Annotated in this window: 17 protein-coding genes; 12 read left to right on the forward strand and 5 right to left on the reverse strand. The window is 66.6% G+C overall.

Annotated elements, in window-relative coordinates:
* Positions 1-231: 231 nt before the first annotated feature.
* The 6 genes from QFZ69_RS01615 (at position 232) to QFZ69_RS01640 (ending at position 4442) form a co-directional block, all read left to right on the forward strand.
* Complete coding sequence (locus QFZ69_RS01615; protein WP_306915136.1) at positions 232-822, forward strand: TerD family protein; 591 nt, start codon at positions 232-234, stop codon at positions 820-822.
* Between the two features lie 21 nt (positions 823-843).
* Positions 844-1425 (forward strand): TerD family protein, encoded by a 582-nt coding sequence (locus tag QFZ69_RS01620; RefSeq protein ID WP_306915138.1) that lies wholly within the window; start codon positions 844-846, stop codon positions 1423-1425.
* A gap of 38 nt (positions 1426-1463) precedes the next feature.
* Positions 1464-2045, forward strand: coding sequence for a TerD family protein (locus QFZ69_RS01625; RefSeq protein ID WP_306915140.1), 582 nt, complete (start codon positions 1464-1466; stop codon positions 2043-2045).
* A gap of 117 nt (positions 2046-2162) precedes the next feature.
* The gene (locus QFZ69_RS01630; RefSeq protein WP_306999872.1) at positions 2163-3356 is read left to right on the forward strand and encodes a toxic anion resistance protein; all 1194 of its coding nucleotides are present in this window, start codon (positions 2163-2165) and stop codon (positions 3354-3356) included.
* A 31-nt stretch (positions 3357-3387) separates the two neighbouring features.
* Positions 3388-3891 (forward strand): hypothetical protein, encoded by a 504-nt coding sequence (locus tag QFZ69_RS01635; protein ID WP_306915145.1) that lies wholly within the window; start codon positions 3388-3390, stop codon positions 3889-3891.
* Complete coding sequence (locus tag QFZ69_RS01640; protein ID WP_306915147.1) at positions 3891-4442, forward strand: TerD family protein; 552 nt, start codon at positions 3891-3893, stop codon at positions 4440-4442. The genes QFZ69_RS01635 and QFZ69_RS01640 overlap by 1 nt, the downstream gene beginning before the upstream one ends.
* Here QFZ69_RS01640 and QFZ69_RS01645 read toward each other — a convergent pair.
* Positions 4439-4813: a hypothetical protein gene (locus QFZ69_RS01645; protein WP_306915149.1), complete on the reverse strand. Its 375-nt coding sequence runs from the start codon at positions 4811-4813 to the stop codon at positions 4439-4441. The two genes, QFZ69_RS01640 and QFZ69_RS01645, sit on opposite strands and share 4 nt — an antisense overlap.
* Between QFZ69_RS01645 and QFZ69_RS01650 the strand changes: the two genes are divergently transcribed.
* The 4 genes from QFZ69_RS01650 to QFZ69_RS01665 are packed head-to-tail and all read left to right on the forward strand — an operon-like array spanning position 4812 to position 9885.
* Positions 4812-5267: a hypothetical protein gene (locus tag QFZ69_RS01650; RefSeq protein ID WP_306915150.1), complete on the forward strand. Its 456-nt coding sequence runs from the start codon at positions 4812-4814 to the stop codon at positions 5265-5267. The two genes, QFZ69_RS01645 and QFZ69_RS01650, sit on opposite strands and share 2 nt — an antisense overlap.
* A gap of 9 nt (positions 5268-5276) precedes the next feature.
* Positions 5277-6527: an HpcH/HpaI aldolase/citrate lyase family protein gene (locus QFZ69_RS01655; RefSeq protein WP_306915153.1), complete on the forward strand. Its 1251-nt coding sequence runs from the start codon at positions 5277-5279 to the stop codon at positions 6525-6527.
* On the forward strand, positions 6524-9076 hold the full coding sequence (locus tag QFZ69_RS01660; protein ID WP_306915155.1) for a phosphoribosyltransferase domain-containing protein: 2553 nt from the start codon (positions 6524-6526) through the stop codon (positions 9074-9076). Before QFZ69_RS01655 ends, QFZ69_RS01660 begins: the two co-directional genes overlap by 4 nt.
* Positions 9073-9885: an HAD family hydrolase gene (locus QFZ69_RS01665; protein WP_306915157.1), complete on the forward strand. Its 813-nt coding sequence runs from the start codon at positions 9073-9075 to the stop codon at positions 9883-9885. The genes QFZ69_RS01660 and QFZ69_RS01665 overlap by 4 nt, the downstream gene beginning before the upstream one ends.
* Before the next feature lie 207 nt (positions 9886-10092).
* Here the strand turns inward: QFZ69_RS01665 and QFZ69_RS01670 are convergent, their stop codons facing one another.
* The 3 genes from QFZ69_RS01670 to QFZ69_RS01680 all read right to left on the reverse strand — a co-directional run bounded on the left by QFZ69_RS01670 (position 10093) and on the right by QFZ69_RS01680 (position 11958).
* Entirely contained in the window at positions 10093-10422 is a 330-nt protein-coding gene (locus tag QFZ69_RS01670; RefSeq protein ID WP_306915160.1) for a hypothetical protein, read from the reverse strand.
* 104 nt (positions 10423-10526) lie between these two features.
* Positions 10527-11270, reverse strand: a complete 744-nt coding sequence (locus tag QFZ69_RS01675; RefSeq protein WP_306915161.1) for an SCO1664 family protein — start codon at positions 11268-11270, stop codon at positions 10527-10529.
* Between the two features lie 7 nt (positions 11271-11277).
* Positions 11278-11958, reverse strand: coding sequence for an MSMEG_4193 family putative phosphomutase (locus QFZ69_RS01680; protein ID WP_306915163.1), 681 nt, complete (start codon positions 11956-11958; stop codon positions 11278-11280).
* Between the two features lie 184 nt (positions 11959-12142).
* Between QFZ69_RS01680 and QFZ69_RS01685 the strand changes: the two genes are divergently transcribed.
* Together QFZ69_RS01685 and QFZ69_RS01690 are read left to right on the forward strand one after the other, a co-directional pair.
* A complete protein-coding gene (locus QFZ69_RS01685; protein WP_306915165.1) occupies positions 12143-13531 on the forward strand; it encodes a sigma 54-interacting transcriptional regulator in 1389 nt (462 codons plus the stop codon).
* Positions 13532-13580: 49 nt separating this feature from the next.
* A complete protein-coding gene (locus QFZ69_RS01690) occupies positions 13581-15581 on the forward strand; it encodes a VWA domain-containing protein (protein WP_306999874.1) in 2001 nt (666 codons plus the stop codon).
* 159 nt (positions 15582-15740) lie between these two features.
* Here QFZ69_RS01690 and QFZ69_RS01695 read toward each other — a convergent pair whose 3' ends face one another.
* Complete coding sequence (locus QFZ69_RS01695) at positions 15741-16331, reverse strand: dihydrofolate reductase family protein (RefSeq protein WP_306915169.1); 591 nt, start codon at positions 16329-16331, stop codon at positions 15741-15743.
* Positions 16332-16371: the final 40 nt, after the last annotated feature.

Here is a 16371-nt window from a genome sequence, read left to right on the forward strand (position 1 = left end):
CCGGTTTCCGCGCCATTCCAGGCCTTCGCCGTCTCTTTGCTTCTGCCGCCAGCGTCAGGCGGCTTCGCCATCACCTCGATTCCGGCTAGGATCACTCTCGAACCCGGCCTGATCGGCATGGTCTGCGTCCTCACCCCTCTAACTTCACATGTACGCACGGAACTAGCGCATGGCCGGAGTCGTTGGGACCTGAGGACACGAGTATTCAAACTAGCTGGAGGTTAAGAAATTATGGGATTGAGCTTGCAGAAGGGCCAGTCGCTGTCGCTGACCAAGAAAGACGGCGGTTCGCTCACTAAGACCAAGATGGGGCTGGGCTGGGACTCGGCGGCCCCGGCCAAGAAGGGCTTTTTCGGCAAGGCCAAGACCGTGGAGGTCGACCTCGACGCATCGGCCATTTTCTTCGACGCGGCTGGAAAGTCGCTGGATCAGGTCTGGTACAACCAGTTGCAGAGCAAAGACGGCTCCACGCGTCATACCGGGGATAACCTGACGGGCGACGGCGACGGCGATGACGAGACGATCCTGGTCAACTTGGAGCTCGTCTCCCCGGCCGTGGCACACATCGTCTTCGTCATCAGCAGCTACACCGGCCAGACCTTCGATCAGGTGCAGAATGCCTTCTGCCGGCTGGTGGACGACTCCACGCCAGGAAGCCCGGAAATTGCCAAGTACCAGCTGACCGACTCGGGAACCCATTCGGCCATGATCATGTCCAAAGTATCCCGTGACGGCGCGGGATGGACCTTTAAGGCCATCGGGGAGCGGGCCCAGGGCCGGTCGGTCGCGGATTTGATCGCACCTGCTGCCGCCGTCCTCTAGTCGCTCGAAGGATCCTTTATTGTGTCGAGTCTGACCCTTACCAAAGGCAATAATCTCTCACTCACCAAGGCTGATCCGGGGCTGGAACGGGCCCTGATCGGCCTGGGCTGGGATCCGCGGACCACCAGCGGCGAACCCTTCGACCTGGATGCTTCGGCGCTCCTGGTCGGGGCGGACGGCAAGGTCCGGTCCCAGGACGACTTCATCTTCTACAACCAGCTCCAGTCCAAAGACGGGTCGGTGGTCCACCAGGGCGACAACCGCAGCGGTGTGGGCGACGGGGACGACGAACAGGTCCTGATCGACCTCAGCCTGATCGCAGCGGACGTGGAGCGCGTTGTCATCGTTGTTTCCATCGACCAGGCGGATGCCCGCGGCCAGAACTTCGGCCAGATCCGTGACGCGTACTGCCGTGTGATGAACCAGGACACGGATCAGGAAGTGGTCCGCTACGATTTGAGCGAGGACGCGGCACCTGAAACGTCGATGATTTTCGCCGAGATTTACCGCAACCGTGCCGAATGGAAGTTCCGGGCGGTTGGCCAAGGCTATGCCACGGGTCTTCACGGCATCGCCACCGATTTCGGCATTTCGCTGGACTAGTTCGCAAGATCGATTCAACACGAAGGAATGGTACAAACATGGCAGGACTAACCCTTACCAAAGGCAGCAATCTGTCCCTGACGAAGAGCGCACCAGGCCTGACGAAGGCTGTGGTGGGATTGGGCTGGGACCCGCGTACGACGACGGGAGAGTCTTTCGACCTCGACGCCTCCGCCCTCCTGGTGGCGGCGGACGGCAAGGTCCGGTCCTCCGCGGACTTCATTTTCTACAACCAGCCCGCTGCCGCGGACGGCTCCGTCAGCCACCTGGGGGATAACCGGTCCGGCGAAGGCGCCGGCGACGACGAACAGATCCTGATCGATCTCTCCCTGGTTGCGGCCGACGTCGAGCGTGTTGTCATCGTGGTCTCCATCGACCAGGGTGAAGCGCGCGGCCAGAACTTCGGCCAGGTGCGCAGCGCCTACTGCCGGGTGGTCAACCAGGTCGATGACAAGGAAATCGTCCGCTACGACCTGAGCGAGGACGCTGCGCCCGAAACGTCGATGATTTTCGCCGAGGTCTACCGCAACAACGGGGACTGGAAGTTCAAGGCCGTCGGACAGGGGTACGCCACCGGACTCGCCGGCATCGCCAAGGACTTCGGCGTCGACCTTAGCTGATCAGTGCCCCGGACTGATTAGAGTCCCGGACTGACTAGCTCCGCATCGTTTCCACCTGAGGTGGTGTCCCGGCCAATCGACACCGGGACACCACCGCTCTCTCGAAAAGGCAGCATCATGAATTCTCCGTTGACTCCCCCCGACGCCGCAGAGGCTTCATTGGTGCTTCAGGCTCCGGACGCCCCTGCCATAGTTCAGCCCGAAGACGCTCCCGGGATGGTGCCGGTCCCCGACGAACGAAGGGCCGAGATCAACAGGCAGGCCAGAGAGTTCGTGGCCGGTCTGGCCCAGCTGGACGCGCGCAGCCCGGAGTTCTCCTCACAGGTCGATGGCATCAACAAGATCGGCAGCGCCGAGATCACAGCGTCCAGCAACTCCTCCAGCAGGCTGCTGGAGCGTTCCTCGACGTCCGTTGCCGGCGCCAAGAAGTCCGGGAACAGCGCTCAGGTTGCGGTCGCCAACACCCTGGGTGAGCTGCGGAGCACGGTAGAGGAGCTTACTCCCAACCAGGCCAACATGAGCGTGGGCAAGAAGATCTTGGGCTTCATCCCCGGCGGCAACAAGCTGGCCAAGTACTTCCAGAAATACGAGTCGGCGCAGACCCAGCTGAACCAGATCATCAAGGCGCTGATGACGGGCCAGGACGAGCTGCTCAAGGACAATGCCAGCCTGGCCAACGAAAAAATCCAGCTCTGGGAAACGATGCAGGCGCTGAGCGAATATGCCGTCTTCGCCAAGGCACTGGATGCCGCCTGCGTGGAGAAGATCGACTCCACCCGCGCCGCCGGGCAGATTACCGAGGCGCAGAAGATGGAGGCGGACGTCCTGTTCCCCGTGCGCCAGCGCCACCAGGACATCCTGACCCAGCTTGCCGTCTCGGTTCAGGGGTACCTGGCGATGGACCTGATCCGTAAGAACAACGTTGAACTGATCAAGGGTGTGGAACGGGCGCGGACCACCACCATTTCTGCCCTGCGCACGGCAGTGATCGTGGCCCAGGCCTTGGCCAACCAGAAGATGGTCCTGGACCAGATCGACGCCGTCAATACCACCACCAACAACATGATCCTGAGCACCAGCGAAATGCTCAAGGACCAGACTTCCCGAATCCACCAGCAGGCGTCCAGCTCCGGGGTCAGCGTGGAGACGCTGCAGAAGGCCTTCGACAATGTGTTCGCCACGATGGATGCCATTGACACCTTCCGGTCGGAGGCGGCCAAGAACATGGAGAGCACCGTCGGGGCCCTCGAAGCCAGTGTGCAGAAGGCCAAACCGTACCTGGAACGCGCACGCCAGGGCCAGACAGACTAAGTGACGGCGGAAAGCAGCAGGCGGTACCGCAGTGATTGGTAAGTTCATCGGCTCCCTGTTCGGCGGCGCCCCCGTGCCGAGCATCGCCGAACAGGCTCCCGAGCCAACGGCCGACGCCGAGATGGCGCAGACCGCCGGATCCTTGGACAACCTGCGCAGCGCCATCCGGCGGGCTGGCGCTGAACTGCCGACGTCGGTGTCCTCGCAGCTGCGCCAAATCGACGATGTGCTGCGCCCGCTGGTGAGCCATATGGCCGAGCAGGGGGCTTCGATGGAGCAGCAGGTGCTGTTGAATTCCATCGTCTGCAGCTACATCCCGGATCCCCTGCGCACCTATCTGGCGCTCCCGGACAGTGCCAGGACCGAGGAGTCCGGGCCGACGCGGCTGCTGGCGGAACAGTTCGCCACGCTCGAGGAGATAGCTCGGGACCTGGCCAACCAGGTGCGGATCGGTGCCATTGCCGAGCTGTCCACCCACGGCCGGTTCCTCGAAGATAAGTTCGCGCCGTCCACGCTTCGTCTGGAAGGCCGCTGATGGGCAATCTTGTGGCCGGGGCCAACGCCGCGCTGACGGCCGAGAACCCGGGACTGAGCAAGATCCTGGTCGGCTTGGGCTGGCAGTCCATCCCCAGCCGGGGGCCCCAGTCCGAGCTGGTTCCCCTGGCGATCATGTGCGACGCCAGCGGCCGGGCCGTCTCGAACGATCACCTGGTATTTTTCAACCAGATCGCCAGCCCGGAGGGCTCGGTGGCCTTCGCCGGCACCGACGACCAGGAGCAGATCGACGTCGACCTGTCCCTGGTGCCGGTCAGCGTTGCCAAAATTACGTTCATTGTCTACGTCGACCCCGATCTCCGCGGGCCCGGCACCTTCTCCGCCATCCGCGGCCAGTACATCCGGGTGGCTACCGCACAGAATCAGGAGCTGGTGCGCTTCGATATTCCCCAGTCCCCGCAGGACAACATCACCGCCATGATGTTCGGCGAACTGTACCGCCACCGCGAGGACTGGAAGTTCCGGGCCCTGGGCCAGGGCTACACGACCGGACTGCGCGGCGTGGCAGCCGACTTCCGGTTCGATGTCTAGGCGATGGCACTGAACAGGTCCAACATCCGCACGGACATCACGTATCTCAGCCGGCGGGTCAAGCCGGCCGCCCAGGCTGGCCGGGCCGCCCGCGCTGACACATCGGACCCGGCAACATCCGAGCCGGCTGCATCCATACGGACACCGGCGGCGCCGTCGAAGCCGATGTCCCCGGCCGCCGCCCCGACCACCCCGACAGCCGCCCCGTCGCTGTCCCTGAGCCGATCGCCCGCGCCAGCATCCCCAGCAGCAGCCACCTCGCCAGCGACGCCATCGGCCGGAGCCCGGCCGGCAGCCGCGGCTCGGCCCGCCCGGCTTTTTCCGGCTCCCGGGATCGGCGCGACGAGGCTCATCGACGCCCAGACGCCCATGATCCGCCTTGACGCGCGCCAGTCGGCGATTGGAAGTCTGCTGGTGACCGGGGCAACCTCGGCGGCATGGGAAAGCTCCGACCGTGTGACCGGGGCAATGACGGTTGACGGCGCCGTCTCCGGCACTTCCATCAAATGCTCGGGAAACCGCCCGCTGGTCGGCTACGTGGACGGGACGGCAGTCGTGGCGCTGCGGCATATCCGCGAACTGCGCCGGGCGCTCTTTATCGGACCGCGTTCGGCCCCCCTGACCGTTGAGATCTTCGACGGCGGCACCGTGACGCTGCCCGCAGCCGACGGAGAGCTCAGATACATCCTGTCCCTGACCGCGATCGATGGACTCATCGAGTTGCGCGCCGAACCGGTGCCGGCCCGCGCCGATGCCGCCTTGCTCTGGCAGGAATTCGGCTTTTCTATGACCACCCAAGCTGCCGCCCGTCGGCAGGGACCCTGACGGGACGGCATGCGCCATTTCAGTTTTCTAAGCGACGAGCATGCCTCGCGCCTTTTCCACATCGCTCCGCAGGAGCTGAGCCTGGGCTCGGCCCCCGCGCTGCTGGCCGTGGCCTTGGGCGCCACGCTCTACACTCCGGCGGACCGCCCGAACCTGGCGCAGGATATCAGCAAACAGGCGGCCCGCGGCTGCCTGAGCATGGTGATCTGCCTCGAGGATTCCATCGCCGATGATGTGGTGGACGCCGCCGAGACCAACGTCGTGAACACGCTGACCCGGCTGCATGCCGGTTCCGCCGGGCCGGGCCGCGGGAGCGGCGTCGGCAGCGACGATGACAGGAGCGGCGACAGCGGCAGCGACCCCGAAGGCGCCTTCCACCTCGACGAGGGGCCTTTGCTGTTTCTCCGGGTCCGCACCCCGGAGCAGATGCTGAGCCTGGCCCGCCGCTGCGGCAATGCCCTGGACCTGCTGATGGGCTTTGTCATTCCGAAGTTTGAGAATGAGACCGGCCAGGCGCAGCGGTTCCTGGACGCCCTGCATAACATCAACGCTTCCCGCGGGGGCGGCCGCAGGCTGCGGATAATGCCCATCATGGAATCGCCGGTCATGATCCACGGCGAGACCCGGGCCAGGACCTTGTCCGGTATCTGCGACGTGCTGCAAGCCAACCGGGAGGATATTCTGGCCGTCCGCGTGGGCGCCACGGACATGTCCAGTGCCTTCGGCCTGCGCCGCTCCCGGGACCTGACCATCTATGACGTCAAGGTGGTCGCCTCCGTAATCGGGGACATCGTGAATGTGCTGGGCCGGCCGGATGACGGGTTCGTGATCTCCGGTCCGGTGTGGGAGCACTACGGCAACAGCGAACGAGTACTGCGCCCCCTGTTGCGGCGAACTCCCTTCGCGGACGCAAATGAGATGCCCCTGCGCGATCGGATTCTGACGGCCAACCTCGACGGGCTGATCCGCGAAATCGAACTGGACCTGGCCAACGGGCTGCTGGGCAAGACGGTCATCCACCCCACCCATGTCCCGCTGGTCCATGCCATGTGTGTCGTCAGCCACGAGGAATACGTGGACGCGCTGGAGATCGCTGGCAAGAACGGCGGCGGCGCCTCGGCCTCGCCGTACGGCAACAAGATGAATGAGATGAAGCCCCATAAGGCCTGGGCCGGCCAGACGCTGCTGCGTGCCGCAGCGTTTGGCGTTGCCGCCGAGAACATCACCTACGTTGACCTTCTGGAAGCGAGCATGAATTGAGCCAGCACCCCTGGACCGGCGGCTTTGTGCGGGACGCCCTCGGCGTCAGCATCAAGACGGACCACTCCGCCAGCCTGCTGCCGGTCGAGGACTTGGTGGGACTGGCACTGCGTCGCAACCCCAAGCGGGCTCACCTGCTGGTGTCCCGGGTGCTGGGCAAACACGTCCCGTCGGAACCCGGGCTGGTCATGGCCGCCGGTGAGCTGCTGGGGGTGCTCGTCGGCGAGGCGCTGTCCGCCTCCCCGGAATCCGGATCCGTCACTCGGACCATTGCGGCCGGGCTCGCCGCGCTCCTGCGCGGGGAAACGCACGACGACGGCCGGCGGGCCGCGTTGCGGAGTCTCCGGCGGCGGCTCGCCGGGTTGAAGACCCGCAACCAGCAGATCATTACCATCGGCTACGCGGAGACGGCAACCGGCCTGGGGCGGCTTGTGGCCGACACGATCGGCTCGTACTACATCCATTCCTCCCGGCATGCCCCGGCGGGCGCCGCCGCCTATGGGTCCTTCGAGGAATCACATTCGCACGCCACCTCACACCGGCTGCTGCCCACGGATCCGCGGCGCCTGAACGCCCCGGAACCGGTGGTGCTGGTCGACGACGAACTCAGCACCGGGGCCACGATCATCAACACCATCACCGAACTCCACGCCCTGGCGCCCCATCCCAGCTACACGGTGGCCGCACTCGTGGACCTGCGGACACCGGGCGACCGGGCCAGGCTCGACGAACTGGCGGAACGGCTCGGAACCCGCATCCGGGTGGTGGCCCTGGGCACGGGGCAGATCACCCTGGGCGCGGACATTCTCCAGCGTGCCGACGAGGTGGTGGCGGCCCTGCCGCAGGTGCCGGCAACTCCCGATTCGGCACCCGGAACGGTGACCTTCCTCAAGGTCGCTGCGGACGGCGCAGCCGTCCGCAGCGACCGGTTCGGCAACGGCGGCCCCCCCGCGGCGGCTACCCTGGCCGAGATCGGGGCATCGATCCACCGGGTGCTTCCGCAGGCGGCTGCCGCGGAGTCCGTTCTGGTCCTGGGCAGCGAGGAGTTCATCCACGTGCCCCTGGCCGTGGCCGATGCACTGGACCGGCTAAATCCGGACCGCGGCGTCCGGTTCTCCACCACCACCCGCTCCCCGATCCTCGCACTCGACCGCCCGGACTACGCCATCACCGGCACGGTGCAGTTCACCAGCCATGACGTCACCGTGGACGGCCCCGGTGCGCGCTTCGCCCACAATGTTTCCTCCGTCGGCCGCAGATTCGGCACCATCGTCCTGATGCCCGAACCTGGAACCCCCGCAGAGGTCCTCTCGGGTGCCGGCAGCGTGACGGAGGCGCTCAGCGCCGTCTGCAGCGCGGTCGTCGTCGTCCTCCTGCACGCCTCACCCATCCTCCCGGCGCCGCTGGCCGGACCGGCGTTCGGTTCCTACGCACCGGAGGAAGTCACCTGGTTGCTCAAGGACATCGGTGATGCCGCGCTGGAAGCGCCAGCGGCCGATCGTGAAGCCGCGATGCAATCGGGCGGGGCGAGCTATGCAGAGTCCCTGCCGATCGAATATTCGCCCTCGCAGCAGTACCAGCAGCTGTACCGGGACGCCTTGAAACGCTCCTCCGCGCGCGTCGCGCAGGCCGTGGGCACCGTGACCGAGATGGCGCTGGCCGCGCGCCGGAACCGGCCGGTGTTGGTTTCCCTGGCTAGGGCCGGCACGCCGGTCGGCATCCTGATGCGCCGCTGGGCGCAGCAGATCCACGGCATCGACCTGCCCCACTACACGATGAGCATCGTGCGCGGCGTCGGGCTGGACCAGACCGCGCTGCGCTACCTGGCCGCCCACCATGATCCGGAGCAGATCCTCTTTGTGGACGGCTGGACTGGAAAGGGCGCGGTCACCCGCGAGCTCTCGGCCGCCCTCGACCGCTTCGCCGATTCCGACGGTATTGCCTTCCCGAAGGACCTCGCCGTGCTCGCCGATCCAGGGCACTGCGCCGACATGTACGGCACGCGCGAGGACTACCTCATACCCTCCGCCTGCCTGAACTCGACGGTGTCCGGGCTCGTGTCCCGCACGGTCTTCAACACGAAGTTCATCGGCCCGGACGACTTCCACGGGGCCAAGTATTACCACCAGCTGCGCGGTGACGACGTCTCGCGGGAATTCCTGGCCGCCGTCTCCGGCCATTTCGCAACCGTCGAAGCGTCCGCCCGGGCCGAAGCCCCGGCCCTGCTGGCCGCAGACCGGACGCCCACCTGGGCCGGCCGGCTCGCGGTGGAAAACCTCGGCCGGGAACACGGGATCGACGACCTGAATCTGGTCAAACCTGGGGTCGGCGAGACAACACGGGTGCTGCTGCGCAGGGTGCCGTGGAAGATCCTGATGCGTCCTGATGCCGCGCCCGAGATAGCGCACATCCTGCTGCTGGCTCAGCAGCGCGGTGTGACGGTGCTGGAGGTGCCGGACCTGCCCTTCAGCTGCGTGGGGCTCATCGATCCGCGGTTCAGCCGAAGGGCATCCGGTGCCGATGGATTCACTGCGGCGGCCGCCCTGTGAATTCCGTCCTGGTGGCCTCGGATCTCGACCGGACCCTGATCTACTCCGCGAAGGCCTTCTTCCTGGAGGTCCCCGACCACCTGGCACCGGCCATGGTGGTTGCGGAGCTCCACCAGGGGGTGCCGATCTCGTTTATGACCCGCACCGCCGAACAGCTGCTGCTCGAACTGACCCGGACGGCCATCTTCGTCCCGGTGACTACCCGGACCGAGGCCCAGTACCGGCGGGTCCGGCTGCCCGGTGCCGTGCCTGAATACGCGGTCACCACCAACGGCGGTGTCCTGCTCAAGAACGGCGAGCCGGACATCGAGTGGCAGACCACAGTCGGACAACTGGTCTCCGAAGGCTCCGCGCCGCTAGCCGTCATCGAGGAATTTTTGTCCCGGGAGGCCTACCGGACCTGGATCCTCCGGCTGCGCCAGGCCGAAGAGCTCTTCCTCTACGCCATCGTGGACCGGGAGCTCATGCCCGCGGAATTCGTGCGGGAGCTGGACGCATGGTGTGCCTCGCTGGGCTGGACGGTGTCCGTCCAGGGCCGCAAGCTCTACTGCGTGCCGCAGGCGGTGACGAAGAACAGCGCCGTCGCAGAAGTCGCCCGGCGGACCGGGGCCTCCCGGGTGATCGCCGCTGGGGATTCGCTGCTGGACGGACCGATGCTGGCCGAAGCCGACGTCGCCTTCCGTCCCTCCCACGGAGAACTCGCCGACGTCGATTTCCGCAGGGATCACCTGCGCGTGACCGATGCCCGCGGCATCCTGGCAGGCGAGGAAATCGCCCGGCGCATCCATGCGCTGGTCCAGCGCCTGTAGGACCCTCTTACGATCCATCGTGAATAGCGGACTCGTCCGGCTCCAGCGGAGCACCGCACGTCCCGAGAACCGTCAATTGTGCAGTCTTATTTCCTTATTTCGGGACCTGACGCCAAGGTGGACCGCATCATCTCGTCAACGTTCGGAAGGACATGATGGGCAAAAGCTGCATGGCAGGAAGCCCCCGCCGTCGTCCGCTCACCAGGTTCATTCCTGGGTGTCGAGCCCCCAATGGACGCGGATAGCCTCGGCAATTGGGCCAGCGGTGACGTCGACCCGGAAAGCAACAGGCGCGGTTCCTGTCTCTTCGATGACCGCGTCACGGTACACGCGGCCGCAAGAGGGACACAGGGTGTAGAGATCCGCATCCGCAGGCCATTTCGCCAGCCCGGCGGGGACCGGGGTGCTGTCTCCGATGTAGACGGGGACGCCTTGTGAGTTGGCCTGAATCAACCCGTCCTTGCTGACAGTGTTGCCGCACACGCAGGTGATGGTGGTGACATCATGATCAATAACATCGGCGGTTTCAGTGTCCACGATGACCTCCCCGGTGATGGAACGTTCTGTTTGTAGCCTATGCCTGCGGATTGGCCAGATGGTCTTCCTGGCAAACAAACTTCGAAGAAGGCACAGGCGGGCGCTTAGACGAGCGGCCACGGGTAACGCATGCCGCTGCGGTCTACCGGCAGCACCCCCGCGTGCAGCAGGCGCTGCACGCGGTGCTGCAGGGCACCGACCTCTTCGTCGTCGAGGAGCTCGGCCACCTCGGGAGGCACCGCCTCTGCGAGGGGAGCGATGTCCCCGAGCAGGGTGCTGGGGATGGGATCGCCGGCGAAGTCCCAGATCACGGTGCGGAGTTTGAAACTTGCCGAGAAGCACAGCCCGTGGTCGATGCCCCATACCCGTCCGTCGTCGCCGCGCAGCACGTGCCCGCTTTTGCGGTCGGTGTTGTTGGCGATGTAGTCGAACAGGGCAATCTGCGACAAGTCGCGGTGGGTCTCGGGCGCGTCAGCGTACAGCGTGAAGTAATGCTCACGGAAGTCGCACTCGATGAACCACTGCAGCGAACCGATCCCCAAGGGCGCTTCCCCGCGGATCACCGTCGTCGGCACGAGTCCCCAGTCCAGGGACTCACTGAGCAGGTAGGCGGCACGTTCCCGCCGGTAGAGCCCGGGCTCGAAATCGGACAGCGGTCTTTCCCCGGCCTCCGGCTTGTAGACCGCGTAGGCTGTGTCGTTCCCGCAGGAAATCTCCACGAGGAACGTCTCGTTGCTGCTGCGCGGGAGGCGTCCGAGCAGTTCGACGCGGCCCTCGGCGAGCAGGGTCAGCTCCCGCCCGGACACCGGCTGTCCCCTTTTACCGTCTGTCTCACCGTTAGTAGCCATTTCGCTACTAACCCCTCAGCCCGCTGAGAGGTTCCGAGGTCGAATTCACCATGAGCACAGCGGGTGCCTGACCTTCCACAAACGAGATGGCCGACACCGAGCCCGGGCTGATGACGATGCGCTGGAACAGGTCCAGGGGTGTGCCCAACGCGTGGGCGACGGCGGCCTTGATGGGGTCGGCGTGGGAGAAGCACACGACGACGCCTCCGGAGTGGGCTGCGCAAAGAACCTCAAGCGCTCCGACGATCCGCGCCTGCATCTGAAGAAAGCTCTCGCCGTTCGGGAAGCGGAAGGCAGACGGGCTGTGCTGGACGGTCTGCCACTGCGGCAAGGCGGCCATTTCGGCGATCGCGGCGCCGGTCCAGTCGCCAATGTCGCATTCGAGCAGGCCGGCGTCCCGGCTCACTTCCAGTCCCGTGCACGCTGCTGTGGGCTTCGCCGTCTCGCAGGTGCGCTCCAGCGGCGAGGAATAAATGGCGTCGACCGGCAGGCCCGCGAGCCGTTCTGCGACACGTTCGGCCTGGGCCCGGCCACGGTCGGAAAGATGCAGTCCCGGGGCCCGCCCCGGCAGCACCGTGCCCGTCGTCGGCGTCTCCCCGTGGCGCACCAGAAGGAGGAGCGTGCCTTGCTCCCTCGATGGAGGCCCCAAGGATGGCCCCGATGGTGCCGGCGGTGTGGCTGCAGTCATCAGGATCAAGCGTAGCGGCAGGGGCCCCGACCGAGCTTGCGGGGGTGGGGGAGCCGCGGAGCGGTATCGTTCACCGCCTCCCCGTGCTTCGCAGGCCCGGCCCGGGGACCCGGGCGGCCCCCAAGCTCAGGAATCCGAAAAAAATCCCTCGATTCCCCGCACAATCGAGGACTACCGTAGAGGAGTGAGTGATCGCCCCGATATCTTCACTGTTGGTGAATTGCGTGCCTCCGGCCACGTTCACAAGGACCTGCGCCGCGAAATCCGCAACAACCTGCTCGCCGCGCTCGCCGCCGGCCGTGATCCGTGGCCGGGAATGTACGGCTTCAGCCGTACCGTCCTGCCCCAGCTCGAGCGGGCCCTGCTCGCCGGCCACGACGTCGTCCTGCTCGGTGAACGGGGACAGGGCAAGACACGGCTCCTCCGCACCCTTGCCGGGCTGCTGGACGAGTGGTCTCCGGTGATTGAGGATTCGGAACTGAACGAACACCCGTACGAACCCATCACAGAGCACTCCCGCGCCCGTGCCCTCACCGAGGGGGACCGGCTACGGGTGGCGTGGCGCCACCGCTCGGAGCGTTACGTCGAGAAGCTCGCGACGCCGGACACTTCCGTCGCCGACCTGATCGGCGACGTCGACCCGATGCGGGTGGCCGAGGGCCGCCGCCTCGGGGACCCGGAAACCATCCACTACGGCCTGGTCCCGCGCTCCAACCGCGGGATCATCGCCATCAACGAGCTGCCCGACCTCGCCGAGCGGATCCAGGTCTCGATGCTCAACGTGATGGAGGAGCGCGATATCCAGATCCGCGGCTACGTGCTGCGGCTGCCGCTCGACGTACTGGTCGTCGCGTCCGCCAACCCGGAGGACTATACGAACCGCGGCCGGATTATCACGCCCTTGCGGGACCGCTTCGGTGCCGAGATCCGCACCCACTACCCGATAGAGCTCGACGACGAGGTCGCCGTCATCCGGCAGGAGGGGCAGCTGGTGGCCGGCGTCCCGCCGGTCATCCTGGAGATCCTGGCCCGCTACACCCGGGCGCTGCGGCAGTCCCCCGCGATCAACCAGACGTCCGGAGTTTCCGCGCGGTTCGCCATCGCAGGTGCCGAAACCGTCGCCGCGGCGGCCTTGCGCCGGGCCAGCGTGCGCGGCGAGGCCGAGGCCGTCGCCCGGATCATCGACCTCGACGCCGCAGTGGAAGTTCTCGGAGGGAAGATTGAGTTCGAGTCGGGTGAGGAAGGGCGGGAACAGGACATCCTCGACCACCTCCTGCGCATGGCCACTGCAGAAGCCGTGCGGGCGCATTTCCACGGTATCGACATGGGTCCGCTCGTGGCTGCCCTCGACGGCCACGCCACCGTGACCACCGGGGAACTGGTCACCGCGCGGGAGGTCCTTCAAAACCTCCCGTCCCTCAACGGATCCCGCCTCTATGACGAGATCAGTGAGCGACTGGGCGCGACAAACGACGGGCAGCGCGCGGCCGCCGTCGAACTTGCACTGGAAGGTCTCTACCTCGCCCGGCGGATCTCCAAGGAGTCCGACGACGAGGCGACGATCTACGGCTAAGAAGAAGTTCCACGGCCAGGTAGTTCTACAGCAGAGCACAGGAGTACCCATGAGCATTCATAACCGGTCCCGGTACGGCCGGTACAGGGGAGGACCGGATCCGCTCGCCCCGCCGGTGGACCTGGCGGAGGCGCTGGACGCCGTCGCCGAGGATGTCATGGCAGGCTACTCGCCCCGGCACGCCCTCCGGGAGTTCCTGCGGCGCGGCGGCCGCAACCGGGAAGGGCTCGACGACCTCGCCGGCCGCGTTCAGCAGCGACGGAGTGAACTCTTGGGCCGCCACCGGCTGGACGGCACCCTCAACGAAGTCCAGAAGCTGCTCGACACCGCGGTGCTGGAGGAGCGCAAACAGCTCGCCCGCGACGCCATGATGGACAACACCGACCGCGCCTTCCGGGAGATGCAACTGCAGAACCTGCCCCGATCCACGGCAGCAGCGGTCAACGAACTGGCCTCCTATGACTGGCAGTCGAGCACCGCACGCGAGGCCTACGAGCGAATCAAGGATCTGCTGGGCCGCGAAATCCTTGACCAGCGGTTCGCCGGAATGAAGCAGGCCCTCGAGAGCGCCACTGATGAGGACCGCGCGGCCGTCAGCGAGATGCTGCACGACCTCAACGAGCTCCTCGGCAAACACCGGCGCGGCGAGGACACCCCCGCGGACTTCCAGGAGTTCATGGCCCGGCACGGCGACTTCTTTCCGGAGAACCCACAATCGGTCGAGGAGCTGGTGGACGCGCTCGCCCAGCGCGCGGCCGCCGCCCAGCGGCTGCTGCAGTCCATGTCCGCCGAGCAGCGCGATGAGCTGATGCGGCTTTCCGCCCAGGCGTTCGGCTCGCCCGAACTTCTGGCCCAGCTCGACCAGCTCGACGCCAGCCTGCGCGCCCTGCGTCCCGGCGAGGACTGGACCGGCTCCGAACGCTTCGAAGGTGAGGAGGGGCTCGGGCTCGGCGACGGCACCGGCGTGCTCCAGGACATCGCCGAACTGGACGAGCTGTCCGAACAGCTCTCCCAGGCCTATAGCGGGTCGCGCCTCGACGACCTGGACCTGGACGCCCTCGCCCGCCAGCTCGGTCAGAGTGCCGCCGTTACGGCCCGCACCCTCGCCGAAATCGAGCGGGCCATGCAGGAGGGCGGCTACCTCCGGCGCGGGGCCGACGGCGATCTCCGGCTGTCACCGCAGGCCATGCGACGGCTCGGCAGGTCGCTGCTGCGGGACACCGCCAAGCAACTCTCCGGCCGGCAGGGACGCCGGGACACGCGCGTTGCCGGGGCGGCCGGGGAGCAGACCGGCGCCAGCCGCCGGTGGGAGTTCGGGGATGCCGAGCCGTGGGACGTCACCCGAACCATGACCAACGCCATCCGCCGCACGATTGCCGACGGCGGTGATCCGGGACGCGGATTGCGCCTCGCCGTGGGTGACATCGAGGTGACGGAGACGGAGGCGCGCACGCAGGCCGCCGTCGCCCTGCTTGTCGACGTGTCCTTCTCGATGGCCGCCGAGGGACGCTGGGTGCCCATGAAACGCACCGCACTCGCCCTGCACCACCTCGTCACAACCCGGTTCCGCGGCGACCGGCTGCAGCTGATCACGTTCGGCCGGTACGCGCAGTCCATGGACATCGGCGAGCTCACGGCCCTGCCGGCCCGGCGGGAGCAGGGCACCAACCTGCACCACGGCTTGCTGCTCGCCGGCCGGTTTTTCCGCCAGCACCCGTCGATGCAGCCCGTCCTCCTGGTGGTGACCGACGGCGAACCCACCGCGCACCTGCTGGCCGACGGCGAGTCCTGGTTCTCCTGGCCGCCGGACCCGGAGACCATCCGCGCTACCGTGGCCGAGCTGGACCGCCTTGGGCGGACCGGCACGCAGGCCACGTTCTTCCGGCTGGGCGACGACCCGGGCCTGGAACGGTTCGTGCAGCGGATGGCCCGCCGCATCGACGGCCGCGTCGTGGCGCCCGCAGCCGGAGATCTAGGCGCAGCTGTGGTGGGGGAATACCTCCGCGCCCACTTCCGCGGCCGACCCATACGACGACGCCGACTGGGCTGAGTAGACGATCAACGTGCCGCCTGCGGTTCCCCGGCGCATAGGACGGCTCTGTAGGGGAGCGGCACCAAACGCAGGCCGACGACCGCGGGAGGTGCCGCCGTCGTCCGCCCACTGCTACAGAGAACGGGATGGAACGCCTTCGCGCGCCGGATACAAACTTCAGCGGATTACCCGATAGCGCACGTGGGTGACGAGGCGGGTACCGCTCACCTCCGTCGGTTCGAGGTTGAGGTTGCCGACGCCGTCCAGCAGCAGCGCTCCGGCTCCCAGGACGATGGGTGCGATGTGGAGCCGCAGCTCGTCAATCAGCCCGGCGGACAGGTAGTGGCGGACAGTCTGCGCTCCTCCGGCAATTGCCACGTCCTTGTCGCCAGCGGCCTTCCGCGCCTGTGTCAGCGCTGATTCGATCCCATCGGTCACAAAGTTGAATGTGGTGCCGCCCTGCATCTCCAGGGGCTCGCGTGGATGATGGGTGAGAACGAACACGGGTGCGTGATAGGGCGGTTCCTCACCCCACCATCCCCGCCATTCCTCATCCCACGCCCCGGGCCCGGCGAACATGTTCCGTCCCATGATGTAGGCGCCGGCCGCGAGGATGCCTTCGAGCGCGGCTGCGTTGGGCTCAGGTTCTTCGAACATCCACCTGTGCAGGAGCTCTCCGCCCTCGCCCAGGGGGTCCGTCATGCTTTGGTTCGGGCCGGCGGCGAATCCGTCGAGGGAGATGGTCAGATCGCACGTGACTTGGCTCATGCGCCCCATCATGGACGCACGTCGAATCAAAATCCAGCGC

Source organism: Arthrobacter sp. V1I7 (genome assembly GCF_030817015.1).
In the GTDB taxonomy this organism is placed as follows: domain Bacteria; phylum Actinomycetota; class Actinomycetes; order Actinomycetales; family Micrococcaceae; genus Arthrobacter.

Bases quoted from the DNA above. Each gene is read 5' to 3' on its own strand.
- QFZ69_RS01615 (WP_306915136.1), top strand. From the start codon at position 232: ATGGGATTGAGCTTGCAGAAGGGCCAGTCGCTGTCGCTGACCAAGAAA.
- QFZ69_RS01625 (WP_306915140.1), top strand. From the start codon at position 1,464: ATGGCAGGACTAACCCTTACCAAAGGCAGCAATCTGTCCCTGACGAAG.
- QFZ69_RS01630 (WP_306999872.1), top strand. From the start codon at position 2,163: ATGAATTCTCCGTTGACTCCCCCCGACGCCGCAGAGGCTTCATTGGTG.
- QFZ69_RS01640 (WP_306915147.1), top strand. From the start codon at position 3,891: ATGGGCAATCTTGTGGCCGGGGCCAACGCCGCGCTGACGGCCGAGAAC.
- QFZ69_RS01650 (WP_306915150.1), top strand. From the start codon at position 4,812: ATGATCCGCCTTGACGCGCGCCAGTCGGCGATTGGAAGTCTGCTGGTG.
- QFZ69_RS01645 (WP_306915149.1), bottom strand. From the start codon at position 4,813: ATGGGCGTCTGGGCGTCGATGAGCCTCGTCGCGCCGATCCCGGGAGCC.
- QFZ69_RS01655 (WP_306915153.1), top strand. From the start codon at position 5,277: ATGCGCCATTTCAGTTTTCTAAGCGACGAGCATGCCTCGCGCCTTTTC.
- QFZ69_RS01675 (WP_306915161.1), bottom strand. From the start codon at position 11,270: ATGGCTACTAACGGTGAGACAGACGGTAAAAGGGGACAGCCGGTGTCC.
- QFZ69_RS01680 (WP_306915163.1), bottom strand. From the start codon at position 11,958: ATGACTGCAGCCACACCGCCGGCACCATCGGGGCCATCCTTGGGGCCT.
- QFZ69_RS01690 (WP_306999874.1), top strand. From the start codon at position 13,581: ATGAGCATTCATAACCGGTCCCGGTACGGCCGGTACAGGGGAGGACCG.
- QFZ69_RS01695 (WP_306915169.1), bottom strand. From the start codon at position 16,331: ATGAGCCAAGTCACGTGCGATCTGACCATCTCCCTCGACGGATTCGCC.